21 protein-coding genes and 1 tRNA gene are annotated in these 24,777 nt (G+C 59.3%); 18 read left to right on the top strand and 4 right to left on the bottom strand.

The window, feature by feature from the left end; genetic code table 11:
* The first annotated feature begins 27 nt into the window (after window positions 1-27).
* Window positions 28-1,104 (top strand): alkene reductase, encoded by a 1,077-nt coding sequence (locus NTD86_RS08985; RefSeq protein WP_262201846.1) that lies wholly within the window; start codon window positions 28-30, stop codon window positions 1,102-1,104.
* A 138-nt stretch (window positions 1,105-1,242) separates the two neighbouring features.
* Here NTD86_RS08985 and NTD86_RS08980 read toward each other — a convergent pair.
* Window positions 1,243-1,317, bottom strand: a tRNA-Gln gene (locus NTD86_RS08980).
* A 327-nt stretch (window positions 1,318-1,644) separates the two neighbouring features.
* Here NTD86_RS08980 and NTD86_RS08975 point away from each other — a divergent pair.
* The 3 genes from NTD86_RS08975 (at window position 1,645) to NTD86_RS08965 (ending at window position 4,481) form a co-directional block, all read left to right on the top strand.
* Window positions 1,645-2,202, top strand: a complete 558-nt coding sequence (locus NTD86_RS08975) for a helix-turn-helix domain-containing protein (RefSeq protein WP_262201845.1) — start codon at window positions 1,645-1,647, stop codon at window positions 2,200-2,202.
* Window positions 2,203-2,218: 16 nt separating this feature from the next.
* A complete protein-coding gene (locus tag NTD86_RS08970) occupies window positions 2,219-3,565 on the top strand; it encodes a glutamine synthetase family protein (protein WP_262201844.1) in 1,347 nt (448 codons plus the stop codon).
* A gap of 91 nt (window positions 3,566-3,656) precedes the next feature.
* On the top strand, window positions 3,657-4,481 hold the full coding sequence (locus tag NTD86_RS08965) for an AraC family transcriptional regulator (protein ID WP_262201843.1): 825 nt from the start codon (window positions 3,657-3,659) through the stop codon (window positions 4,479-4,481).
* Here NTD86_RS08965 and NTD86_RS08960 read toward each other — a convergent pair.
* Both NTD86_RS08960 and bamA read right to left on the bottom strand, forming a co-directional pair.
* Complete coding sequence (locus tag NTD86_RS08960; protein ID WP_262201842.1) at window positions 4,478-5,065, bottom strand: LysE family translocator; 588 nt, start codon at window positions 5,063-5,065, stop codon at window positions 4,478-4,480. The genes NTD86_RS08965 and NTD86_RS08960 overlap by 4 nt on opposite strands.
* Window positions 5,066-5,327: 262 nt before the next feature.
* Window positions 5,328-7,694, bottom strand: coding sequence for an outer membrane protein assembly factor BamA (bamA, locus tag NTD86_RS08955; protein ID WP_262201841.1), 2,367 nt, complete (start codon window positions 7,692-7,694; stop codon window positions 5,328-5,330).
* 230 nt (window positions 7,695-7,924) lie between these two features.
* On the opposite strand from bamA, the gene NTD86_RS08950 reads away from it, so the two are divergent.
* From NTD86_RS08950 to NTD86_RS08940, 3 genes are all read left to right on the top strand, one after another.
* Window positions 7,925-8,611, top strand: coding sequence for a response regulator transcription factor (locus tag NTD86_RS08950; RefSeq protein ID WP_262201840.1), 687 nt, complete (start codon window positions 7,925-7,927; stop codon window positions 8,609-8,611).
* The gene (locus tag NTD86_RS08945) at window positions 8,608-9,888 is read left to right on the top strand and encodes a sensor histidine kinase (RefSeq protein WP_262201888.1); all 1,281 of its coding nucleotides are present in this window, start codon (window positions 8,608-8,610) and stop codon (window positions 9,886-9,888) included. The genes NTD86_RS08950 and NTD86_RS08945 overlap by 4 nt, the downstream gene beginning before the upstream one ends.
* 181 nt (window positions 9,889-10,069) lie before the next feature.
* Entirely contained in the window at window positions 10,070-10,519 is a 450-nt protein-coding gene (locus tag NTD86_RS08940; protein WP_262201839.1) for a hypothetical protein, read from the top strand.
* Window positions 10,520-10,522: 3 nt separating this feature from the next.
* On the opposite strand, the gene NTD86_RS08935 is transcribed toward NTD86_RS08940, so the two are convergent.
* Window positions 10,523-12,106, bottom strand: a complete 1,584-nt coding sequence (locus tag NTD86_RS08935) for an aldehyde dehydrogenase (NADP(+)) (RefSeq protein ID WP_262201838.1) — start codon at window positions 12,104-12,106, stop codon at window positions 10,523-10,525.
* Window positions 12,107-12,425: 319 nt separating this feature from the next.
* Here NTD86_RS08935 and NTD86_RS08930 point away from each other — a divergent pair, with 319 nt between their 5' ends.
* The 11 genes from NTD86_RS08930 (at window position 12,426) to NTD86_RS08880 (ending at window position 24,723) form a co-directional block, all read left to right on the top strand.
* The gene (locus NTD86_RS08930; protein ID WP_262201837.1) at window positions 12,426-13,649 is read left to right on the top strand and encodes an SfnB family sulfur acquisition oxidoreductase; all 1,224 of its coding nucleotides are present in this window, start codon (window positions 12,426-12,428) and stop codon (window positions 13,647-13,649) included.
* A 2-nt stretch (window positions 13,650-13,651) separates the two neighbouring features.
* Window positions 13,652-14,317, top strand: a complete 666-nt coding sequence (locus NTD86_RS08925) for a methionine ABC transporter permease (RefSeq protein WP_262201835.1) — start codon at window positions 13,652-13,654, stop codon at window positions 14,315-14,317.
* A gap of 34 nt (window positions 14,318-14,351) precedes the next feature.
* Window positions 14,352-15,122 carry a MetQ/NlpA family ABC transporter substrate-binding protein gene (locus NTD86_RS08920; protein WP_262201834.1) on the top strand — a complete coding sequence of 257 codons (771 nt, stop codon included), beginning with the start codon at window positions 14,352-14,354 and terminating at the stop codon, window positions 15,120-15,122.
* A 78-nt stretch (window positions 15,123-15,200) separates the two neighbouring features.
* Window positions 15,201-15,332, top strand: a complete 132-nt coding sequence (locus NTD86_RS08915) for a hypothetical protein (RefSeq protein WP_262201833.1) — start codon at window positions 15,201-15,203, stop codon at window positions 15,330-15,332.
* Window positions 15,333-15,584: 252 nt separating this feature from the next.
* Window positions 15,585-16,640, top strand: coding sequence for an NADP(H)-dependent aldo-keto reductase (locus NTD86_RS08910; protein WP_262201832.1), 1,056 nt, complete (start codon window positions 15,585-15,587; stop codon window positions 16,638-16,640).
* 11 nt (window positions 16,641-16,651) lie between these two features.
* Window positions 16,652-18,046 (top strand): LLM class flavin-dependent oxidoreductase, encoded by a 1,395-nt coding sequence (locus tag NTD86_RS08905; protein ID WP_262201830.1) that lies wholly within the window; start codon window positions 16,652-16,654, stop codon window positions 18,044-18,046.
* Window positions 18,047-18,293: 247 nt separating this feature from the next.
* Complete coding sequence (locus NTD86_RS08900; protein WP_262201829.1) at window positions 18,294-19,928, top strand: ABC transporter substrate-binding protein; 1,635 nt, start codon at window positions 18,294-18,296, stop codon at window positions 19,926-19,928.
* A 13-nt stretch (window positions 19,929-19,941) separates the two neighbouring features.
* Entirely contained in the window at window positions 19,942-20,922 is a 981-nt protein-coding gene (locus tag NTD86_RS08895; protein ID WP_262201828.1) for an ABC transporter permease, read from the top strand.
* Window positions 20,919-21,782, top strand: a complete 864-nt coding sequence (locus NTD86_RS08890) for an ABC transporter permease (RefSeq protein ID WP_262201827.1) — start codon at window positions 20,919-20,921, stop codon at window positions 21,780-21,782. Before NTD86_RS08895 ends, NTD86_RS08890 begins: the two co-directional genes overlap by 4 nt.
* Window positions 21,779-23,491 carry a dipeptide ABC transporter ATP-binding protein gene (locus tag NTD86_RS08885; RefSeq protein ID WP_262201826.1) on the top strand — a complete coding sequence of 571 codons (1,713 nt, stop codon included), beginning with the start codon at window positions 21,779-21,781 and terminating at the stop codon, window positions 23,489-23,491. The genes NTD86_RS08890 and NTD86_RS08885 overlap by 4 nt, the downstream gene beginning before the upstream one ends.
* A gap of 23 nt (window positions 23,492-23,514) precedes the next feature.
* Entirely contained in the window at window positions 23,515-24,723 is a 1,209-nt protein-coding gene (locus tag NTD86_RS08880; protein ID WP_262201825.1) for an acyl-CoA dehydrogenase family protein, read from the top strand.
* Window positions 24,724-24,777: the final 54 nt, after the last annotated feature.

Raw genomic sequence — 24,777 nt, 5'->3', positions numbered from 1 at the left:
TCGCCACTCCTTCAAAGGACCTCAGCCATGACCGAAAAGACGTTGTTTGAGCCTTACGCACTCGGCCCCCTCACGTTGGCCAATCGCATCGTGATGGCTCCGTTGACCCGTAACCGCGCCGGCAAAGGGTTTGTGCCCAGTGAGTTTGCGGCGACCTATTACAGCCAGCGGGCCTCGGCGGGTTTGCTGATCTCTGAAGCCACGCAGATTTCCCAACAAGGGCAGGGCTACCAGGACACGCCCGGGATTTACTCCCAGGCGCAGATTGACGGCTGGCGCGTCGTGACAGAGGCGGTGCACGCCAAAGGTGGACGGATCTTTGCCCAGTTGTGGCACGTAGGACGGATTTCCCATGTCGACCTGCAGCCCGGTGGTGGCGCACCGGTCGCCCCTTCGGCAATCCGTGCCGAGGTGAAAACTTTCGTGAACAACAGTTTTGTCGAGGTTTCAGTGCCTCGTGAGCTTGATCTGGCAGAACTGCCAGGGATTGTTGAGGATTATCGTCGGGCCGCCGCCAATGCCATTGCGGCAGGTTTTGATGGTGTCGAAATTCACGGCGCCAACGGCTACCTGCTGGATCAGTTCGCCAAGGACGGTGCCAACGTACGTGACGACGCCTATGGCGGTTCCATCGTCAACCGTGCCCGCTTGCTGTTGGAAGTTGCTTCGGCAGTCACCAGTGAAATCGGCCCGCAACGCACGGGCATCCGGATTTCTCCAGTCTCGCCCGCCAACGGTATTTCGTGCAGCGACCCACAAGCGCAGTTTGATTACATCGTCGATCGGCTATCTGCGCTCGACCTTGTTTATTTGCATGTGGTGGAAGGGGCGACGGGCGGGCCGCGTGATGTCGCGCCGTTTGACTATGACGGGCTGCGTCGACGTTTTAAAAACACCTACATTGCCAATAACGGCTATGACCTGGCGTTGGCCAAGCAGCAATTGGCTGAAAACAAGGCAGATTTGTTCGCGTTCGGGCGGCCATTTATTGCCAACCCGGATTTGGTCGAGCGTCTGAAAACCGGTGCGCCTCTGGCTGAGCTGGATCCGGACACCCTTTATGGCGGCGGCGCGGCCGGGTATATCGACTACCCGACGTTGTAATCGCTGACGATGCACGAAGGCTGCGAGGCGGGCAGGTGAAATGGCTATCGCGGCCTTATGCTTTGGCAGCAACTAACGGTTCTTTTCAATTGACTGGGTTATTCGTTATGTGCCTGGCGGCTGAATAACACTGGAAAATGGCAGGGGCGGCTGGATTCGAACCAACGCATGGCAGGATCAAAACCTGCTGCCTTACCGCTTGGCGACGCCCCTGTATCTGTTGCGAAGAGTGGCTGGCACTCTGTGTGACGCTGCTTACTGCGAGGTCTTTAGGATCTGCTGTAAGAGTGGGCGAGAATTTATCAACATTTTCTCGACCTGTGAACCCCCTTGATGAAAAAAATCACGTAAAAACAGCTGCTTACTGTCATTTAGGAGCGTGCCGAGAGGTTTTTGGCCCCTGTAACCGCTTGCCCGCCAGATAAATGGCCTTGCGTATGTGAAATTTACCGGGTAATTTTTCATGAAATTCCTATTGGTAAATTTCATGGCGTTGAAAATGTTCAAGCAAGACGGTGTGGTTGCTCGTGGATTGAGTGCGTGAATAAACAAGAAGAAATCACCGCGCTGGCGATCCTTATCCACGATCTGCGCAAACACAAGAAAGTTACCCTCAAGCAACTGGCGGACAAGATTGGCCGTTCTGTGGGGTTTCTGTCACAGGTCGAGCGAGGCCTGTCACGGCCGACGATGGCCGACCTCACCGCTATCAGCGACGTGCTCGACGTTCCTACAACGTATTTCTACAACAAGCCCAAGCCTAAAGCGTTGCCGTGGGTCACTCGCCCGGACGAGCGCCGCACCCTGTATTTAGCCAATGGCATTACCGACATTCTGGTCTCGCCGAAAATCCAGGCGTCGTTCTCCATGCTTGAAAGCCTGCTGGAGGCGGGCGCAACCAGCGGCGAACGGTACATGCTCGATAGCTCGGAGCAAGGCGGTTATGTACTTGAGGGTGAACTGACCTTATGGCTGGGCAACGACGAAACCCCGGTCACCTTGCGTGCCGGAGACAGTTTCCAGTTTGACGGCAACACCCTGTGTCGATACGCCAACCTGACCGAACAGCTCACGCGAGTGCTTTGGGTCTACACCTGATTAAGGATGAACAACGATGGATGCTGCATGCTCTGATCTGCTGGCCGAAGTGCGGACCTTTCGCCTGCGCTACCCGGATGTGCGATATGTCGACCTGATCTGCCTGGACATTCCCGGACATTTCTACGGCAAGCGCTACCCGATCGACATGCTGGAGAAAGTCGCGGCTGGCAGCGCCCTCAAACTGCCGCAGAACTGCGTGCTGTTGGGCCAGCAGGGTGGGTTGTTCAAGATCGGTGATTATTGCTTCAACGATGGCGACCCGGATGCGGTGCGGCGGTTGGTGCCCGGCACACTCAAGCCGGTGACCTGGGAAAGCCAGCCGCTGGGGCAGATGCTGATTACCTCCGACGGCACGGCAAAGCCCATCGAATTCGAGCCCCGTGAAGTCCTGGCGCAGGTGCTCAATCGCCTGGCAGGCAAAGGCATTCACCCCGTGGTGGCGTTTGAGCTGGAGTTTTATCTGTTCGATAAAAAATTGCGCGATGGCTTGCCGCAGTTTGCCCGCGACCCGTACACCGACGATGCCGATGATCAGCCCAACATGCACATCGAACGTCTGTCGCGTTTTGCGCCAGTGCTCAATGAGATGGTCGAGGCCGCGCAGATCCAGGGTATCGATGCCACGGTCATCACTGCCGAACTGGGGCCCGGGCAGTTCGAGATCAACTTTGGCCACCTCGACGATGGCTTGCGCGCCGCCGACTGGTCAGCACTGTTCTGTCGCAGCACCCGTGGCGTGGCCATGAAGCACGGTTATCGCGCCAGTTTCATGGCCAAGCCCTACCTTGAGCAGCCTGGCAGCGGCATGCATGTGCATGTCAGCCTGTATGACGCGCAGGGCAACAACCTGCTGGCCGCCAATCAACAACAACCGCTGCGCCATGCCATTGCGGGTTGCCTGGAACTGTTACCGGCGTGCATGCCGATCTTTGCCCCCAACCACAACGCCTTCCGCCGCCTGGGCGGCACGACCAACATCGCCACCCGCGCCAGTTGGGGCTTTGAAGACCGCGACGCGTGCTTGAGGGTGCCTGAGTCAGACAGCAAAAACCTGCGGGTCGAATATCGCCTGGCCGGAGCCGATGCCAATCCATATCTGGTACTGGCGGCGATTCTGGTTGGGCTTGAACACGGGCTCGAATCCGCCAAAGAACCGATCCCGCCCCTCAACGAAGACCGTACCAGCGGCGTCGATTTCCCCTTGGACATGCTCCAGGCACTGCGCGTCATGCAGCCTCAGCCGCAACTGCGCGCAGGCCTGGGGGCCGAGTTCGTGGACGTTTATTACGAGAACAAGCGTCAAGATCATCTGGCCTTCATGCAAGACATCAACCCGCGGGAATATCGCTGGTTTTTGTAAGTCGACCGTATTCGAGGTCTCGTGACTGTACGAAATATGCCTGAACCCGGATATATTTCGTACAGGTCGAGTCCATGATCAGGTAAGCCCCATGTCCAGTGACGCTTCGAACGCAACCCCGCAATTCTGGCGGGACCCGCAGTTGCCTTTTATTGAGGCGCGTTCAATCGCCGATGGCCGCAAGGTCTGTTACGCCCGGCATTCCCACGAAGTGTTCTCCATTGGCGCCATCACCAGCGGGCGCTCAACTTACCTGCACGAGAAAACGCGTCACACCATCAGCACCGGCACTGTGGTCTTGATGAATCCGGGGGAAGTGCATGCCTGCAATCCCATCGACGATCAGCCGTGGTCCTACGTGATGCTCTATGTCGACGCACACTGGCTGGCGGGTATTCAGCACGCGGGTGAGTGCGGCACTAATTCAGGGTTTCAGCCCATTGCCGCGACTCACACCCAATTGCCTGCGCTGTTCAATGGTTTGCTTGAGCTGTACGCCCGTTTGCTTTATCCCGCCATTGAACTGCTGGCCAAGCAGGAGGCGGCCATTCACTTTTTTTCGCGGGTGCAACAGTCTCTGGGCAGTCTGGTTTCGCTACCCAAGACGGCCAATCGGCGCGTGGAGCGCGTTGCTGAATACATCGACGAGCATTTCAGGCATCCGATCCGTCTGGAAGACATGTGCGAAGCCGCCAGTTTGTCCGAGGCCTACTTGATTCGGGCGTTCGAGCAGCGCTATCACATGACGCCCCACGCCTACCTGACTAACCGGCGCGTGCAGCATGCCCAGACACAGCTACGGGATGGCACTTCGATAGCCGCCATCGCCCAGCAAAGCGGTTTTGCCGATCAGGCCCATTTGCAGCGGGTGTTCAAAAAGCACCTGGCGGCCACACCGGGTCAATACAAGGCTTAAAGCCACAGCAAGGACACCGCGCAGCCGGCCAGCAATATCGCCATACAGCGATTGAACACACGCACTCGCGCGGCGCTGTGCAGGTAGCGGTTGAGAAACGCTCCGGCATAAGCCCAGCACGCCACCGACACATAGCAGATCACGAAGTAGATCAGTGCGAACGCCCAGATCAGCGACGCTTCACCGCTGGCCACAAATGCGCCCATCCCGGCGATGGCGGCCAGCCAGGCTTTTGGGTTGAGCCACTGCATCAGTGCGCCATGCATGAAAGAGGGTTGCAGTTGTGTGCCCTGGGTATCGAGACGGCCGTTATCGACGGCTAGCTTCCAGGCCAGATACAGCAAAAAGGCCATGCCGGCCCAGCGGATCAGATCGGTGAGCAGCGGCCATTTTTCCAGGACTTCATGCAGGCCAAAACCGGTAAACAACAGCAACACCACAAACCCTATCGTGGCGCCGAGCACGTGCCGAAGGCTCGGGCCCAACCCGAATTGCCTGCCGCAACTGAGCGCTACGACATTGACCGGGCCCGGTGAAATGGATGCCGCGAGGGCGAATACTGCCATGGAAACCAGCACGCTCATTGCTTTGAACCTCTGTGTGTCATTGAGGTGGCAAGCGTGCTGGAAAGAAGGGTGGGGGTATTGAACAAAACTGCCCAATGCGTTGCGCAGCTAAAAAAACTTCGCGGTCCGCATCGCAGTTTTCATGCCTCATCAGCGACTACAGGCATCTTTCTGTAGTCGCTGACGGGGCATGACCAATCGCAGCCCTGCGGCCTGTTTCAGGCTTTGTACGAACTGTATCCACGCTTGGTTGGGCAAGGCGAAAACATTGCGTACAGACCTAGAACGTCTGCCCCAGTGAGAACTGGAAGATTTGCGTCTCGGCATCGGTCGGTTTGCGTACCGGGAATGCCAGGTTGACGCTCAGCGGCCCCATCGGGCTATACCACGTCACCCCCACACCCAGCGAACTGGCCATCTGGCTCAGGTCGACGCCGTCGCAGCCGGTGGTCGTGGTCAGGTAGCACTTGTCCGAATACACACTGCCGACGTCCCAGAACAACGAGGTCCGCAGGGACTTGTTGTCTTTGATGAAGGGGATCGGGAACAGGTATTCCACGCCGCCGGTGATCATGATGTTGCCGCCCAGCGCGTCGGTCTTGCGGTCAGAGTAAAACTGCTGGCCCATACTTGCGTATTTGCCGGTGGCCGGGGTGTTGCGCGGACCAAGGGTGCCGCTTTCAAAGCCGCGCACCGAACCCTCACCGCCCGCGGTGTAGTTTTCATAGAACGGCAAGCCGTCGGTGGAGCCATAACCGTTGCCGTAGCCCAGGTTGGTGTGGAAGCGCAACGAGGTGGTCTGTGTCAGGGGCAGGAAGGTCTGGCCGCTGTAGTCGATTTTGTAGAAACTCAGGTCGCTGCCGGGCACCGTGACCATCAGGTTGAGGTTCTGCGAGTAGCCTCGGGTTGCCAGGATGCCTTTGTTCAGGGTCGATTCCGACCAGCCGAGGTTGGCCTTGAAGTTGGTGAAGGACTTGCCCTCGCGCTGGATAAAGTCATAGATCTCATCGGCGCTGTAGGTGCCGGGCTTGAGTTCGTCATGCTGCGCAGTCAGGCCGAAGCTCAGGCGCGAGGTTTCGTTGATCGGGTACCCCAGGGTGATCCCGGCGCCGTAGCTGTTGATCGAGTAGTACGACACGCCATCGTCGTAGTAATCGTTGTAGTCGGTTTTGTTGTAGAACGCGTTGTAGCCCAGGCTCACGCCGTCCGGAGTGAAGTAGGGGTTGGTGAAGCCGATGTTGTACTTGCTCTGGTACTCGGAGCGAGTTAGGCCAAGGCTGGCCGAATTACCGGTCCCCAGAAAGTTGTTCTGGGTGATCGAGCCACCGAGGATCAAGCCGGCGTTCTGGGCAAACCCGACGCTGGCGGTGATCGAGCCCGAGGCCTGTTCTTCGACGGTGTAGTTCACGTCGACCTGGTCATCCACGCCGGGCACGGCCGGTGTCTCGACGTTGACCTCCTTGAAGTAGCCCAGGCGCTCAAGGCGAACCTTGGATTGATCAATCAGGTAGGTCGACGCCCAGCCGCCTTCCATCTGGCGCATTTCGCGGCGCAGCACCTGGTCTTCCGTCTTGGTGTTGCCACGGAAGTTGATCCGGTTGGCATAGGCGCGCTTGGCCGGGTCCACCACAAACACAATGTCGACCGTGTGGTCGTCATTGTTCGGCGTCGGCACCGCGTTGACGTTGGCAAAGGTGTAGCCTTCGTTGCCCAGGCGGCGGGTGATCAGGTCAGAGGTGGTGGTCATGAGTTTGCGTGAAAACACCTGGCCTTTTTGCACCAGCAACAAGGCTTTGATCTGGTCCTCGGGGACTTTCAAGTCACCGCGCAAGGACACGTCGCGCACCGTGTACTTTTCACCTTCATTGATATTGACGGTGATGAACACTTGCTTCTTGTCCGGCGAGATCGAGACCTGAGTCGAGACGATCTCCATGTTGATATAGCCGCGGTCCAGGTAGTAGGAGCGCAGGCGCTCTAGGTCACCGGAGAGTTTTTCGCGGGCGTACTTGTCGTCGTTTTTAAAGAACGATAGCCAGTTGGTGGTCTTGAGGGTGAACTGATCGTCGAGTTCGGCCTGGTCAAATACCGTGTTGCCGACCACGTTGATGTGTTTGATCGCCGCCACTTGGCCTTCGTCAATCTTGATCTTGAGCTTGACCCGGTTACGCGGCTCCGGCACCACTTCGGTGTCGACCGAGGCCGAATAACGGCCTTGGGCTACGTATTGGCGCAGCAGCTCATTGCGCACGCCTTCAAGGGTGGCCTTCTGGAAAATCTCACCTTCGGCCAGCCCCGATTGCTTGAGGCCTTTCATCAGGTCGTCGGTGGAAATGGCTTTGTTGCCTTCTATATCAATGCTGGAGATAGACGGGCGTTCAACCACGGTGATGACCAGCACATCGCCATCGCGACCCAACTGAATGTCCTGGAAAAACCCGGTTTTAAACAGTGCGCGGGTGGATTCGACCAAGCGCTGATCATCCGCTTCTTCACCGACATTCAAGGGCAGGGCGCCGAACACACTCCCGGCGGACACCCGTTGCAAGCCGTTGATTCGAATATCAGAAATTTTGAAACCCTGGGCATGTGCAAGGGTGGCATTGAGCAGCAGTGCAACCGAGCAGAGCAGGCGCGGAAAATTCATCAAGATCTTTATTTCCAGAACACATCGACAAGCAGCGTTAGCGGGCGCGCAGATGACTCGACAAGACGCCATGCTCCGCGAGGCACGCAAGCGGGTGGAGCGCCAGCATAAAAGCTCGGGGCGTTTGGTGCGGTTAACCCAATGTCAAGTTAGGTAAAGGTTGGCGTTACGCGATGACGCTGGACAGTTCAGCTACGATAATGCCTGGACCCCTTTTGCAAGAGTTCGCCATGATCCGTGTATTGCTCGTCGATGATGACCAGGAGCTGACTGCATTACTCAGTGAATATCTGGAACGAGAAGGTTTTGCTGCAACTGCCGTACACAGCGGTGAAGAGGGCGAAGTTCAGGCGCTGTCCGGGCGCTACAGCATTGTGGTGCTGGACGTCATGCTGCCCCGTTTGTCTGGGATCGAAGTCCTGCGGCGCATTCGTGCGCGCAGCCAGGTCCCGGTCGTGCTGCTGACCGCCCGTGGTGACAACATTGACCGCATCACCGGCCTTGAGCTGGGCGCGGATGACTACGTGCCCAAGCCCAGCTCGCCGGGTGAACTGGTAGCGCGCTTGCGGGCGATCATGCGCCGAGTCAATCCTGCCACGGACCAGCCCGCCAGCGAGGTGATCAAAACCGGTCAGTTGGTGCTCTGGCCCGGTAAACGCCAGGCGCTTTGGCAGGGGCAGGAACTGGGCCTGACGAGCACTGAATTCAGCCTGCTCGAAGAGCTGGCTCGATGCGCCGGGCAAGTGGTGAGCAAGCAAGACCTGTCGCTCAACGCCCTGGGTTGCCCGCTGACCCGTTACGATCGACGCATCGATGTGCACATCAGCAGCATCCGCCAAAAACTCGGCCCGCGCCCTGATGCCAAAGCCTGGATCCAGAGCGTACGTGGCCTGGGTTATTTGTTGATCGCTGAATAATGAAAGCAAGTCGACTGTTCTGGAAGCTGTTCCTGGCGTTCTGGCTGGCCACCACCTTGACGTTTTTTGTCGGCATGGGGTTTGTGATACTCAGCAAATCCAAGCCGGGAGATCCGCACCTCGACACCATTCTGACCAGCGAAATTCACCTGCTAGAGTCCTTTGGTGTCGAGTCTGGCATGCAACTGCTCACCGTCTGGCGGCACCCCGATGACCAGGCCATTGGCATCTATGACAGCAGCGGAGAGTTGCTGGCCGGATCGCCCGTGTTGCATCCGGTGTTCGAGCGGGCGGTGCTCAGCCGTGAAGGCATCGAATTATTTCTCAGATCTACCCGCGCGCCGGGGGAGCACGGAGAAGGAGGGCCTGGCCTGGGGGAAGGACCGGGCTTGATGCCGTTGATCATCGGCACGGTGATGAGTGCGCTGTTCAGCGGTTACATGGCCTTTTACCTGACCTGGCCGCTGACCTTCCTGCGTCGCGCCATGAGTGACGTGGCTCAGGGACGCTTCGGCACGCGAGTCAAACCGATGATGGGCGGGCGGCGTGATGAAATCGTCGACCTGGCCGAAGACTGTGACCGCATGGCCAACCAGTTGCGGCTGCTGGTCGAGGCTCAACAGAGCCTGCTGCATGACATCTCCCACGAGTTGCGCTCACCGTTGACCCGCATGCAAGTGGCCATCGGGCTGTTGCATCAGGACCCGGGGCGCCGCGAGATGGTGGAGCGTATCGAGCGCGAGTCGGTGCGCATGGACACCCTCATTGAAGCGCTGCTGACCCTGGCCCGTGTCCAGGGGCGGCCCGACAGTATCGAGCGTGAACTGGTCGACATCATCGAATTGTTAAGGTTGATCGTTGAAGATGCGCAATTTGAAGCCGGGGTCAAACAGTGCGAGGTCACGTTGCAGGCGTGTCCGCCGTTTGTCAGCCGGGTGAGTGGCGAGTTGTTGTATCGCTGCTTCGAAAACGTGATTCGCAACGCTGTTCGCCATACGCGGCCCGGCACTCAGGTGCGGGTAAACGCTCAGATCAATCTGGCGGGCAACAGCCTGCAGGTACAGATCACCGATCAGGGCCCAGGCGTTGAAGAACAACGCCTCAAGAGCATTTTCCAGCCCTTCGAGCGCGGAGCCAGTGAACCCAGTGGCGGTTTTGGCCTGGGTCTGGCGATTGCTTCACGGTCGGTGGAAATGCACGGCGGCACCATCGTCGCCTACAACCAGCCATCCGGCGGCCTGACCGTCGAAATCTGCCTGCCCCAAGACCCTCTGTAGGGGCGGGCTGGCCTCGCGATTTATTAAAAGATCAAAAGATCGCGAGGCCAGCTCGCTCCTACGGGTTTTATGATCTTTACACGATATTACATAGCCTTGACGGCTCTGTACGCCTTGCACCAGTAGACTTTCAGCTCAGCACTGTCTGATGTTTTGGTAAGGCCATTGAGTGGAGGTGGACATGTTTCTGGTGCATAAAAAAGGCTTTGTCGCGGGCAAGAAAATGGTCGATGGGCTGGTGCCTTACGATTTTTTTTGTGAAGACAATCCGGCCATTAATCTGTTTGTATTTACCGGCTCAAATGCACCGGGCAAGGCAGCTGCCGAACAAACCTTGTGGGGCTTTACCCGTCTTGAGCGCTTCGAAGCGCTGACCGACACCCTGGTGTCGCACAAAAAGAATCAGGACTGGTTCCAGACCGTCAACGTGCTGACCGGCCCCGCGCAGAACGGCACCCAGAACGTGAAATTCCAGCGTGTGTTGAAAATCATCAAGCACGTCAGCGGGTCGAATCGGGTCCCTGGCAAGGTGCAATACGAGATCCTTACGGATGAGGGTGACACCTACTTCACCCTCAAGTCCGTGGCGCCGGACAGCGCGCAAACTGTTATTTACGCGGCTGACCAATAATCGTCAGTTCAGCGCCTCGCGGCTTGGCTGACCGTTGAGCAGGCGCTGGATGCCCAGCGGGTTGGCGTTTTTCAATGCATCTGGCAACAGGCTGTCCGGATAGTTCTGGAAGCATACCGGGCGCAAGAAACGGTCGATGGCCAAGCTGCCGACCGAGGTCCCGCGGGCATCCGAAGTCGCCGGGTAAGGCCCGCCATGAACCATGGCGTCGCACACCTCAACCCCGGTCGGGTAACCGTTGATCAGCAGGCGACCCGCCTTGTGTTCCAGTACCGGCACCACCTCGGCAAACGCTTGCAGATCAGCCGGTTCACTGATCAGGGTGGCGGTCAGTTGCCCATGCAGGCTGTGCAATGCTTGCAGCAACTGCGCCCGGTCTGCCACTTCAACGACGATGGTAGTCGGCCCAAATACTTCCTCTTGCAAGACCTCGGCACCGCCGATCAACAGGCTGGCGTCTGCCTGGAACAGTTGCGGGTGTGCCTGATTGCCCTGTTGTGCGGAGCCGGCCAGGTGGCGGATACCCTCGACCGAGGCCAGATTATTCAAGCCTTTGGTGTAGCTCTTGAGGCCACCGGCATTGAGTAGCGTGTGCGCCGGTTGAGTGCTGAAAAACTGCCCCAGAGCATCAACGAACGCGTTGAATTCCGGCGAGGCAATGCCCAGTACCAGGCCCGGGCTGGTGCAGAACTGACCGGCGCCGAGCATCACTGAGCTTCCCAGGTCTTTGGCGATCTGCTCGCCGCGCTGCTTCAAGGCTTCGGGCAGCAGCACCACCGGATTGATACTCGACATCTCGGCAAACACCGGGATTGGTTGCGGGCGCGCAGCGGCCATGTCACACAGGGCGCGGCCACCCGACAGCGAGCCGGTAAAGCCGACCGCTTGAATTGCCGGGTGCTTGACCAGTGTTGCGCCGACTCCGGCGCCGTAGATCATGTTGAACACGCCCGCTGGCATGCCTGTGCGCTCGGCCGCCCGCACAATGGCCAGCGCCACCTGTTCTGCGGTTGCCATGTGCCCGCTATGGGCCTTGAACACCACCGGGCAACCCGCCGCGAACGCCGCAGCGGTGTCGCCCCCGGCCGTCGAAAAGGCCAGTGGAAAGTTGCTGGCACCAAACACTGCTACCGGGCCGACGCCGATGCGGTATTGGCGCAGATCCACGCGGGGCAGTGGCTGACGGTCTGGCAACGCCTGATCAATGCGCGCGCCATAGAAATCGCCGCGTCGCAGAACCTGGGCAAACAGACGCATCTGGCCGCTGGTGCGCCCGCGCTCACCCTGGATACGACCGGCGGGCAGGGCCGTTTCGCGGCAGACGATGGCCACGAACTCATCCCCCAGCGCATCGATCTCTTCGGCGATAGCCTCCAGAAACTCGGCACGGCGGACGGCAGGCAAACTGCGAAACGTCGGGAAGGCCGCGCTGGCAGCCTTGGCCGCCGCATCAACCTCGGCCTCGGTGGCCTGCACAAATTGATACGGCAGTGCATCACCAGTGCTTGCATCCAGGCTTTGCAAATGAACAGAGCCTGCACTGCTGCGCTGGCCGCCAATGAAGTTCTGGCCGGTAATCTGAGTCATGTAAGCGTCCTTGAAAATCAGGCTTTTTGGTCGCTCACTTTAATTTTTGTCCGGGATGCTGACTAATGACAGATCCTGATTGGGCGATAACCAATAGGCATTCCTCGGCCCCGCTGGCACGCCTTTGTTCCCACAGGGTTTGCAGGTGTTGCCCCTGCAACAGTTGCTATACAGACTGTTGCCAGGCCAACTATGCAAACTGCGCATAAAACCTAAGTTGTTGTATTTAAAGCAAAAAATATGTGGCATGGATTCTGCTCTGTTGTGAATAACGATCGCACCTGTTGGCGATTAAACACGCGTAAAGAGTGAGAACACCATGTCGAACACCCCTGCCGACGCCCATTACCCACTGTCTGCCCCTGATGCCCATGTTATCCGCACGGACGCAGAGGCCATTGAAGTTGCCCACAAAGTCGCTGCATTTTTACTCGAAGGTGATGCTGAGCGTGATCGCCTGCGTGAAGTGCCCGCCGAGGTGGTGGATGTGTTCTCCAACAGTGGTCTGTGGGGCATTACCGTGCCCAAGGAATATGGCGGTGCTGAGGTGTCGTTTGCCACGGTGGCTGAAGTGATCACTATTATTTCAGCTGCCGACGCTTCGCTCGGGCAGATCCCGCAAAACCATTACTGCCTGCTCGAAGACATTCGCCTGCAAGGTACCCATGAGCAGAAGGCCCGGTTCTTCGCACTGGCGCTCAAGGGCAACCGTTTTGCCAACGCCATTTCCGAAACCGGCGGCAAGACCGTACAAGACATCCAGACCCGTTTTGTCACTGAAGGCGATGACGTGGTGATCAATGGCCGCAAAGGCTATTGCACCGGTTCGCTGTACGCCCATTGGTTGGGTGTGCTGGCGCTGAACACCGAAGACAAGGCGCATTTGGCGTTCGTGCCGCGCCGCACGCCGGGCCTGACTGTGGTGGATGACTGGTCGAGCATCGGCCAGCGCAACACTGCCAGCGGCACCGTCCTGGCGGACAACCTGCGGGTACCGGCATCCAACGTGTTCAAGTCCTATCAGTCTTATGAAAACCCGACCCTGGCCGGGCCGATTGCCCAAATCACCACCGCCGCCATTGATGCAGGTATTGCCCGCGCGGCACTGCGCGACACCCTGAGCTTTGTACGCGATCACGCGCGCCCATGGATCGACTCAGGGCTGGATAAAGCCAGTGAAGACCCGCTGACGATCATCCAGATCGGTAAATTGAGCATTCAACTGGACGCCTCCGAAGCTTTGCTCGAGCGAGCGGGGCGAGTCATCGACAGCGTGCGTGCAGCACCCGATGAGGACGGCGTGGCGCGTGCCTCGGTGGCAGTGGCCAAGGCAAAGGTGCTGACCACAGAAATTGCCCTGGAAGCCAGTACCCGCCTGTTTGAACTGGGTGGCACCCGCTCTTCGCTGGCGCGCCACAACCATGACCGCCATTGGCGTAATGCTCGCGTGCACACCTTGCATGACCCGGTACGCTGGAAGTACCACGTGGTCGGCAACTGGTTACTGAACGGAGTCAACCCGCCGCGCCATGACTGGTCATAACCATGGGCGAACTGCTGAGCAACATTAACTGGCCGGAAATCGGCCAGGCCTGCCTCGACACCCTGAGCATGCTCGGCATGGCACTGGGGTTTACCGTGTTGCTCGGCTTGCCGCTGGGGGTGTTGCTGTACCTCACCGGCAAGCAGCAGTTGCACGCCAAGCCCGGTATCTATCGGGTGCTGTCGATGGTCGTGAATATCTTGCGTTCGCTGCCTTTCATCATTTTGCTGATCGTGTTGATCCCGGTCACCACCTTGATCACCGGCACTTCGCTGGGGGTGGCAGGCGCCATTCCGCCGTTGGTGGTGGGGTGTACACCGTTCTTCGCGCGGCTGGTGGAAACCGCGTTGCGTGAAGTCGACCGTGGCCTGGTGGAGGCTACCCAGTCGATGGGCGCCACGACCTGGCAAATCATCTGGCACACCTTGTTGCCCGAATCACGTCCGGGGCTGATTGCAGCCGTCACTGTGACCGCCATCGTGCTGGTCGATTACACCGCGATGGCAGGCGTGATCGGCGGTGGCGGCCTCGGGGATCTGGCGATTCGCTTCGGTTATCAGCGTTTTCAGACCGACGTCATGGTGGTCACCGTGGCCTTGCTGGTGTTGCTGGTGCAAGGGCTGCAAATGACCGGCGATCGTCTGGTTTCCCATTTCAGCCGTCGTTGAGACGGCTCATTCCCAATAGTTCGGAGTTTGTGCAATGAAAAAGCTTCTTGCCCTGGTCGCCGTGATGGCCGCGTTTGGCGCGCAGGCCGATGAAAAACTGGTGGTCGGTGCCACACCGGTGCCGCATGCCGAAATCCTGGAGTTTGTGAAGCCTGAGTTGGCCAAGGAAGGCGTTGATCTGCAGATCAAAGTGTTCAACGACTTTATTCAGCCCAACCAACAGCTCGCGCTAAAAAACATCGACGCCAACTACTACCAATACCGGCCATTTCTGGATGAGTACAACAAGGAACGCCATACCGATCTGGTCCCGGTAGTGGGTGTGCATATCGAGCCGTTTGGCGCGTATTCGACCAAAATCAAAAACATTGCCGAGTTGAAAGACGGCGCTTCAGTGGCTATCCCCAATGATCCGGTCAATGCAGGCCGTGCCTTGGTGCTGCTTGAAGAAGCCAAGCTGATCACGCTCAAAGAGCCTGGCAACCCGCAGTCGACGACTCGCGACATCGTGACCAACCCCAAACACTTGAAAATCCGTGAGCTGGAAGGGGCGATGCTGGCCCGTTCCGTGAGCCAGGTGGACCTGGCCTTTGTGTTTGCCAACTACGCGCTGGAAGCCGGCATCGACACCAACAGCGCGTTGATTGTCGAGAAGGGCAAGGACCTGTACGTCGAGTATCTGGTGGCTCGCCCGGACAACATCAACGACCCAGGCATCCAGAAGCTGGCCAAAGCCTTGCACTCTGATGCCGTGCGCCAGTTCATCCTGACCCGTTACAAAGGCCAGATCGTTCCAGGCTTTTAAATCGGTATTAAACGCCGGAGTTCTCTTGTGTCAGCTAGGCTAATGAAAATGAATTAACCAGCTGACCCAGGAGAACTTATGACATTGCGATACATGCTGTTGAGCCTGATTGTTCTATGTGCGGGCTGCCAATACTTGAGTTATCAGGAAGGCTGTACCGATAACCCCAATCAGCGCGATTGCGAAGGCGGCACGGTAGAGTCGCCATAAACTCTGTAGGAGCGAGCTTGCCTCGCGATCTTTTGATCGTTTAAACGATCGCGAAGCAAACAAATCAACCTGTTGGTTGCCCAACACTTCATGAACACATTGCATACGGTTCAACAAACCGCTCCCTGACACGCAGGGCCAGTATGCCGCTACGCCTGAGGTTGGGGGCCGTGGCATGTTAGGTGCATAGGTTCCTGGCAGTCATAAACACTCGAAGTGTTTGTATTGATTGCCAGCAAAAAAGGACCTTTCATGCATTACCGTCAATTGGGCAACAGCGACATCAAGGTCAGTGTTCTGGGCCTTGGCACCATGACCTGGGGCCATCAAAACACTGAAAACGAGGCCCATCAGCAGATCGACCTGGCGCTGGACGAAGGCGTCAATCTCATCGACACCGCCGAGATGTACCCCACGCCCACCCGCGGCGATACCTGGCGTACCACGGAGCGTTTCATTGGCAACTGGCTGGCCGCCAACAGCGCGCGCCGTGCAGACATCGTGCTGGCCAGCAAAATCGCCGGCCCGGCCCGTGAGCCTGGCGGCCAACTGCATATTCGCGATGGCCTGACCCGGCATGACCGGCGCAATATCGTCGACGCTCTGGACGGCAGTCTCAAACGCCTGAATACCGATTACCTGGACCTCTATCAACTGCACTGGCCAGATCGCTCGACCAATTTTTTTGGTCTGCGCGAATACCCCTATGTTGAAGACACACACAGCGTGGCCATCGAAGAAACCCTGTCGGTGCTGGCCGATCAGGTCAAGGCGGGTAAGATCCGTCACATTGGTGTCTCCAACGAAACGGCCTGGGGCGTGGCTGAGTTCCTCAAGCAGAGCGAGCGTCTGGGCTTGCCGAAGATTGTCAGCATTCAAAACCCCTATAGCTTGCTGAACCGTCTGTACGAGGGCGGTTTGTCGGAGTTCACCCATCGTGAAGGCGTAAGCCTGCTGGCCTATTCGCCGCTGGCGTTCGGCACCTTGACCGGCAAGTACCTGGGCGGTGCGCGCCCCGAAGGTTCGCGGCTGGCGGCGGTGTATCGCACCTTCAGCCGTTACGACAGTGTGCTGGCACAAGAAGCCATTGCCGGTTACGTGCAAGTGGCCCGCGAGCACGATCTGACCCCGGCGCAATTGGCCCTTGCCTACGTGATCAACAAACCGTTTGTGGCCAGTGCACTGACCGGTCAGACCAGCCTGGTGCAATTGCGCGACAACCTCAGCGCGCTCAACGTCACCCTCAGCCCGGAGATTCTGGCGCGCCTTGAGGCCATCCACCAGCGCATCCCGAACCCGGCGCCCTAGGAGTACAGGCGATGCCCAAGCAACTGCACGTCAACCTGTTTGAAATGAATTGCGTGAGCCATATCGTTCACGGCCTGTGGGTGCATCCAGAGAACAATCGTCACCGTTTCAATGATCTGGAGTACTGGACCGAGCTGGCGCAACTGCTGGAATACGGCACTTTTGATGGAGTGTTTCTGGCAGACGTAATCGGCACCTATGACCGTTTTCGCAATGGCCCGGAAACCGCTTTGCGCGAGGCCATGCAGATCCCCAGCAATGACCCGTTAATGGTGATTCCAGCGATGGCTGCAGTGACCAAGAACCTGGGTTTTGGCGCCACCTTCTCGACCACTTACGAGCCGCCGTTTGCCTTTGCCCGGCGCATGAGCACCCTCGACCACCTGACCAAGGGCCGGGTGGGCTGGAATATCGTGACTTCATACCTGCCCAATGCCGCGCGTAACTTTGGGCATGACACCGAGGTGGTCCACGACCATCGTTATAAAATTGCCGATGAATACCTGGATGTGCTCTACAAGCTGTGGGAGGGCTCATGGGACGATGACGCGGTGATTATCGACCGCGAACAGCGGGTGTACACCGACCCGCAAAAAGTTCGCTACATCAACCACGTCGGCGAACACTTCCGCGTGGCCGGGCCCCATCTGTGCCAGCCTTCGCGTCAGCGCACGCCGGTGCTGTTCCAGGCAACCGGCTCCCCAGCCGGTATCGAGTTTGCCGGCCGGCATGCTGAAGTGGTGTTTACCGGTGGCCTCGACACCCCGGCCGTGCGCGCCAATATCCAGGCCATGCGTAACAAGGCGGTGGCCCATGAGCGTGATCCGGAAGGTTTGAAATTCATCGTCATGGCCGGGGTGATCGTGGGCCGCACCGATGAAGAGGTGAGCCGCAAGCTCGACAGCTATCGCAAGTTGATGAGCGTCGAAGCCTCACTGGCCCATCATCAGTCGGCGATTGATCTGACCGCGTACCCGAGCGATGCGCTGATCAGTGATTTGATCGAGCTTAAGGTTGACGGCTGGGAAAGCCTGCAACGCTACAAGCCGGAGTGGACGGTGGGCACGGTGCTGTCGCAGTTCTCGGGCTTTAATCGGGAGCGCTTCTTTGTTGCGGGCACGCCGACGGTGGTGGCGGATGAAATCGAGAAATGGCTGGATGTCGACGGCATTGACGGGATCAATCTGCGTCAGTACCTGTCGTTTGAAACGGCCCGAGATTTTATTGAGTTGGTGATCCCTGAACTGCGTCGCCGTGGGCGTTTCCGTGAGCGCTACAACGAAGGCGAAACCTTGCGCGAGCGGCTGTTCGGTGCCGGGCAGGCGCGACTGCCGAGTGATCATTTCGGCGCCCGTTATCGAGACGCGGCGGTGTTGCAGCAACCGGCCACACCGTTGCGTTTCTGAATGCATTACCTGTAGGAGCTTGCCTCGCGATCTTTTTAAAGATCAAACGATCGCGAGACGAGCTCGCTCCTGCAGTGGGTTTTCAGCCAACTGTTGGCTCGCCAACAGTCGCTGCACAGACTGTTGTTTTTAACGCCCTCAATCTGTTGATCAGTGCCTGTTTGCGGGGTGAAAAACCCGGCATGGCTTGTGCAATAGCCTAAGTCCCGGACTTAAGGCAGCAGGTCATATGCGCACGACATCCCCCATGACTCGAACATTTCCGCTACTCGGTATCGCAGCTTTGTGCACAGTGCTGGCCGGTTGCGGGCAGGAACATTCAACCGTTGCGCGCAGTGACAAACCGGTCAGCGGAGGCACGCTGATTTATGCCACGGACCGCGAACCCACCTGCCTTGATCCGCATGTTGCCGGTGACATGCCGCAGGTATTTATCGGTCAGCAATACCTCGACTCGCTGGTGTCGATGGACGAACAAGGGCAAATCGGCCCGTGGTTGGCCAAAAGCTGGGAAGTCTCGCCTGACGGTCTGGATTACACCTTCCATTTGCGTGATGACGTGCACTTCACGGACGGCACGCCGTTCAACGCGGCAGCGGTCAAGGCCAACCTCGACCACATGGCCAACCCGAAAACCCAATCGAGCACGGCCGGTGGCTATATCCGCCAGTACCGCAGCACAGACGTGATCGATGACCACACGGCCGTGGTGCACCTGGCCACGCCGTACGCGGCCTTTTTGGAGGTGTTGGCGCAAGGGTTCCTGGGGATTGAGTCGCCGACCGCGTTGCTGCGTTCGCGGGATGAAAACTGCGAAAGCCCGGTGGGCAGCGGCCCCTTCAAGATCGTCCGTTGGGACCGGCAAAGCCAAGTCGAACTGGTGCGCAACCCCGATTACAACTGGGCGCCGCCGACCGCCAAACACCAAGGCCCGGCGTGGCTGGAGCGTATTGTCTGGAAGTTCATTCAGGAACCGTCGGTGCGTTTTGCCTCGTTGCAGGCCGGGGAGGTCGATGTGATCGAAGCCTTGCCGCCCGAATCCCATGAGGCCGCACGCCGTAATCCGGACCTCACGGTGATGGTCGCGTTGCGTCCGGGCAACCCTACCAACGGCACGCTGAACATCACCCGTGCGCCATTCAATGACGTGAAAGTACGCGAAGCATTTGTCCGTAGTTCGGATATCGAAGGGGCGCTCAAAAGTGTGTACTTCAATGAGTTCCCGCGTGCCGGTGGACCGCTGAGTTCGGCCACGCGTTTCTACAGTCCGGACTTTGAACACGCCCAGGACTACGACCCGGCCCGCGCCGCGCAGTTGCTGGATGAAGCTGGCTGGACCGGGCGCGATGCCGAAGGGTATCGCACCCGTGACGGCAAGCGCCTGCAGGTGCATGTGGTGATAGGCAACCGCACGCCGCCGTCGGAATACACCCTGTGGGAGCAGGTGCAAGCCACCACCCGGGCTGTGGGCATTCAACTGATCATTGACCAGATGAGTGATGTGCAGGCTACCCAGCGCCAGGCGGACTGGGACTACGACATCCGCATCGGCTACTGGAACACCAACACTGCGGACGTACTGCGGATCATTTTCGGCTCTGAGTTCCTCAGCCCGGCCGGGGTCGGCGGTTATCACCAGAACACCGCCGGCTTCAACGATCCCGCGTTTGACGGGCTGGTGCGCCAGGCGTTGACCACCCAAGACCCTGAGCAACGCAAAGCGCTGTATTACAAGGCGCAGCAGATTGCCTCCAACCAATACCTGCAACTGACTACCTACCCGCAAAGCTCACGTCTGGGCATCTACAAGACCACCCAGGGCGTGCGGTTGGAACCGTCGCTGGCGGTGACTTATTTGTATGACGCCTGGGTTAACAAATGAAAAGGGTGAATAAATGAGCCGAATCGAGACTGTGAATCTGCAGCGCGAGCGCTGGGTGCAGGTGGGCCGTCGCGCCGTTTGGCGTCTGGCGGGCGGAGTGCTGGTGTTGTGGGCCGTGGCGACCCTGACCTTCTTTGCCCTGCGGCTGATGCCGGGCGATCCGGTGCTGGCCATCCTCGGCGGGCCGAGTGGCAACCCGAGCCCTGAAACCATCGCAGAAGCCACCCGCGAGTTTGGCTTGGACAAGCCTTTGGCAGTTCAGTACGTGTTGTATCTGGGGCGTCTGGTTCAAGGTGATTTGGGGATGTCCTACTCACAGCATCTACCCGTGACCCGTGTGCTGGCCGAGCAATCGTGGGCCACTTTGCAACTGACGTTTACCGCTCTGGTGCTGGCCTGGTTGCTGGTGCTGTTACTCACCGTACTCACGGCCGGGCGGCAGCGCTGGGTGGCTAAGGTGGCTTCGTTTGCAGAAACCGTCTCGGCGGCAATCCCGCATTTTTGGCTCGGGCTGGTGCTGCTGGCGGTGTTTGCTTTCGGGTTGCGCTGGTTTCCCCCTGCCGGCAGCGATGGCTGGCGGACCCTGGTGTTGCCATCGGTGGCGTTGGCGATTCCGCTGGCAGGTTTTATCGCCCAGGTGACTCGTGAGTCGCTGGAACTGACCCTGGAGCAACCCTTTGTGCTGACGGCTCGGACCCGTGGCTTGAGTGAAATCGCAGTGCGCTTCAAGCATGCGCTGCGCCATGCGGTGCTGCCGGGTATTTCATTGTCGGGCTGGGCCATCGGCGCCTTGATCAGCGGTGCGGTGGTGATTGAAGTGATCTTTTCGCGCAAGGGGCTTGGGCGCCAGTTGTATCAGGCGGTGCAGGCGCAGGACTTGCCGCTGACCATCGGCATCAGTCTGGCGGTGGCGGCGGTGTATGTGCTGGCCAACATTCTGGTCGACCTGCTGCACCTGTGGGTCGACCCTCGTCAACAGGGGAAAACAGCATGAGCGCACTGACTCTCGAGACCCGGTTGCCCGGTGTGCGGGCGCAACGCACTGCGCGCAAGGTGCCACTTGGCCCATTGCTGGCGCTGGTTTTTCTGGCATTTTTGATCATTGCAGCGCTGTTCCCGTCCCTCTTCAGCCATGCCGATCCGCTGGCGATTGTGCCGCGTGATGCCTTCCATCCACCCGGATGGGCACATTGGTTCGGCACCGATCAGTCCGGCCGGGATATTTTCTCGCGGGTGATTTATGGCACCCGTCAGTCACTGTTGATCGGCCTGGCGGCTACCGCACTGGCCATGACCATTGCGATTGCCTTGGGCCTGCTGGGCGGGCTTGGCGGTGCGCGACTCGACCGCGCCGTGGGCTGGTTGCTGGAAATTCTCTTTGCGTTCCCCAGCCTGGTGCTGGCGTTGTTGTTTGTGGCGGTGTTTGGCAGCGGTATCGGGCCATTGATTATCGCCACCGGGCTGGGCGCTGCACCCGGGTACGCCCGGATGGTGCGTGGTCAGGTGCTGGCGGTGCGCAACGCCGGCTACATCGAAGCAGCAGTCGCCCTGGGGCACCCCACACGGCGGATTATCTTGCGTCAATTGCTACCCAATGCCATGCGTCCGCTGATCGTGACCCTGACCATGGGTGTCGGCCAGGCGATTGTCTGGGCTTCGGCCCTGAGCTTTCTGGGGTTGGGCGCAAAGCCGCCTGCGCCGGAGTGGGGGACGATGTTGTCCATGGGGCGTGATTTTGTCGCCAACGCCTGGTGGCTGACCTTCTTCCCCGGCCTGTTCATTGTACTCACCACGCTGTCGACCACAGTCGCGGGCCGTTATCTGCAACAACGTCTGGAGGGTCGCCTGTCATGAGCGATAAACACTTGATCGTCGAAGGCCTGTCCATCGAGTTTGGCGGGCAGACGGTAGTGCATGATGTGTCTTTCACTCTGGCACCCGGTAAAACCCTGGCGCTGGTGGGGGAGTCGGGTTCTGGCAAGAGCGTGACTGCGCGCAGCCTGATTGGTCTGGCGGGTGCCGGTGCGCGGGTCACGGCCCGTACGTTGAGTTATGGCGGGCAGGATTTGCTCGGGCTGTCTGAGCGTGGCTGGCGTGGATTGCGCGGCAAAGGCATCGGGTTTGTGCTGCAGGATGCGCTGGTTTCACTCGATCCGCTGCGCCCGGTGGGCAAGGAGATTCTTGAAGTACTCGAAACTCATCACTGGGGCGACCGCCGCAGCCGCGCTGAGCGGGTTATCGAGTTGCTGGATAAAGTCGGCGTGCCCGAGCCTGAGTTGCGGGCGCGTCAGCGGCCTGATCAATTGTCCGGCGGCCTGCGCCAGCGGGCGCTGATTGCCAGTGCGCTGGCGTTGAGCCCGGGGTTGGTGATTGCCGACGAGCCGACCACCGCTCTGGATGCCACGGTGCAAGCGCAGATTCTGCAGGTGCTGCAAGAGATCAAGGCCCGGGGTGACTCGCTGCTGATCATCAGCCACGACTTGGCGGTGGTGGCACAACTGGCCGACGAAGTACTGGTGCTGCGCCACGGTGTGGTGGTCGAGCAGGGGCCGATGCAGCAGGTGTTGCGCACCCCCAGCCATCCTTACACCCAGGCGTTGCTGGATGCGGTGCCTGCCGAACATGCGCGGGGCACGCGGCTGTCGTCGCACAACAGCGGGCAAGTGGTACCCCCCAGGCCCGGTGCGGACTCGCCGGTGCTGCTCAAGGCCAGCGGACTGGGCAAACGCTATATCGGCCCCGATCAGCAATCGCGTCAGGTGGTGGATGGCGTCAGTTTTGAGCTGCAGGCCGGACGCACGTTGGGGATCGTCGGTGAGTCCGGTTCGGGCAAGACCACGGTCGCACGCATTGTCCTCGGGCTGCTCGAACCGGATGCCGGGCAGGTGGAGTTTCTGGGGCATGCCTGGTCGGGTGCGGGCGCCCAGCGGGTGGCGGAGAAAGACCGGCGCTTGCGCCGCCGCGACATCAGCGTGATTTATCAAGATCCACTGAGCTCCTTCGACCCGCGTTGGAGCATCGGCCAGATCCTCGGTGATGCGCTGGATGTGGCCGGTGTTGCGGCGTCGCAACAGCCCGCCCGCATCAGTGAATTGCTCGACCAGGTGCGCCTGCCCGCCGAACTGGCCACCCGGCGGCCTTTGCAATTGTCGGGCGGGCAACGCCAGCGGGTGGCCATTGCCCGCGCCATTGCCAGCAACCCGAAAGTGATCATTTGTGATGAGCCGGTCTCGGCACTCGACGTCTCGGTGCAGGCGCAAGTGCTGGACCTGCTGGCAGATCTGCAGGCCTCGCTGGGGCTGGCCTACCTGTTTATTTCCCATGACCTGGGGGTGATTCGCCATGTCAGTGATCAGGTACTGGTCATGCGACACGGCCAAGTGGTGGAGAGCGCCCCGGTCGACACGTTGTTTGAACATCCGCAACACGCCTACACCCAACGTCTGCTGGGCGCTGTGCCGCGCCTGCCGGGCGCCGACACTGCACTGTTGGTCCCGCCCCTGGAAGCCGAAAGCACGGCGTTGCGGTTTGACGAATCGCAACTGTGGAAGATCGCTATTTAAGCTTGAACACTTAAGGAATTGTCATGACTACGCTGTCTCTTGTAACTGAACATAGTGTTGCGTCAATCGAAGAGCTGAATGCCCGTGCCGACCAGTTGTTGCCGAGCATTGCTCTGGGGGCTGCCCAGCGCGAGCGTGATCGGTTGCTGCCGTTTGACGCGGTAGCGCAAATTGCCAAGGCCGGCTTTTTTACCACCCGTATCCCGGTGCGATACGGCGGCAGCGGCGGCTCGGTCAAGGACGTGATCCGTTTATTGATCCGTATCGCCGCTGCCGATTCCAACGTTGCGCAGGCCTTGCGCCCGGGCTTCGGTTTTGTCGAGGGGCTGCTGGCATCTTCCAGCGAACAGGCCGAAGTGGAGCGTGAGCGCTGGTTTGCGCGCTATCTGGACGGCACCGTGGTCGGCAATGCCGGTTGGGAAGTGGGCGGCGCCAACGGCTCGATCAGCGCGCGGATTGTGCGCGATGGCGAACATTACCGGGCCACCGGCAGCAAGTACTACAGCACCGGGTCGCTATACGCTGACTGGGTCAGCGCGGTGGCATTGGATGAAGAGGACCAGCCGGTGTCGTTCATCCTGCCGCGCAATCGCAAAGGTCTGGAACTGCTTGACGATTTCGACGCGATGGGTCAACGCCTGACGGCCAGTGGCACCACGCGGCTGAACAATGTGCAGGTACTGGCTGAAGAAATCCGTACGCGGACTGTGGAAGAGGGCAAGCGCACAATTGTTACCCCGTTCTTGCAATTGTTTCTTGCTGCAGTCCAGGCGGGTATAGCGCGCAACGCCTTGAATGACGCTGTTGCGTTTGCCAACGAGCATGCCCGTCCGATCAAACACAGCAGCGCCAGCCGCTCGGTGGACGACCCTTACGTTGAGCTGAGTGTCGGTGACATCTCGGCACGCGCCTTTACCGCCGAAGCGGTGGTGTTGCATGCCGCAGATGCCATCGACCGGGCATGGGCTGCTGATCTGGACCCGCAACTGGTCGACCAGGCGGCAGTTGATGTGGCGCAAGCGCAATACATCGCTGCCGAGTCAGCGCTCAAGGCCGCTGAGCTGGTGTTCGACGTGGGCGGTGCTTCGACCACAGGTCGCGGGCACAACCTGGACCGTCACTGGCGCAATGCGCGCACCGTGGCCAACCACAACCCACGGCACTGGAAAGCCTCCGCGGTCGGCTCCTGGCAACTCAAAGGGACGCCGCCACCGACCTCCGGATTGTTCTAACCTCCCGTCTGTAGTCGCTGATGAGGCACGAGGCTGCAATGCGGCCCGCAGGGC

Origin of the sequence: Pseudomonas sp. 7P_10.2_Bac1 (assembly GCF_025465935.1) — a bacterium.
Taxonomy (GTDB): domain Bacteria; phylum Pseudomonadota; class Gammaproteobacteria; order Pseudomonadales; family Pseudomonadaceae; genus Aquipseudomonas.
The sequence above is the reverse complement of the archived record's forward strand: the minus strand, read 5'-3'. Positions and strand labels throughout refer to the sequence as shown.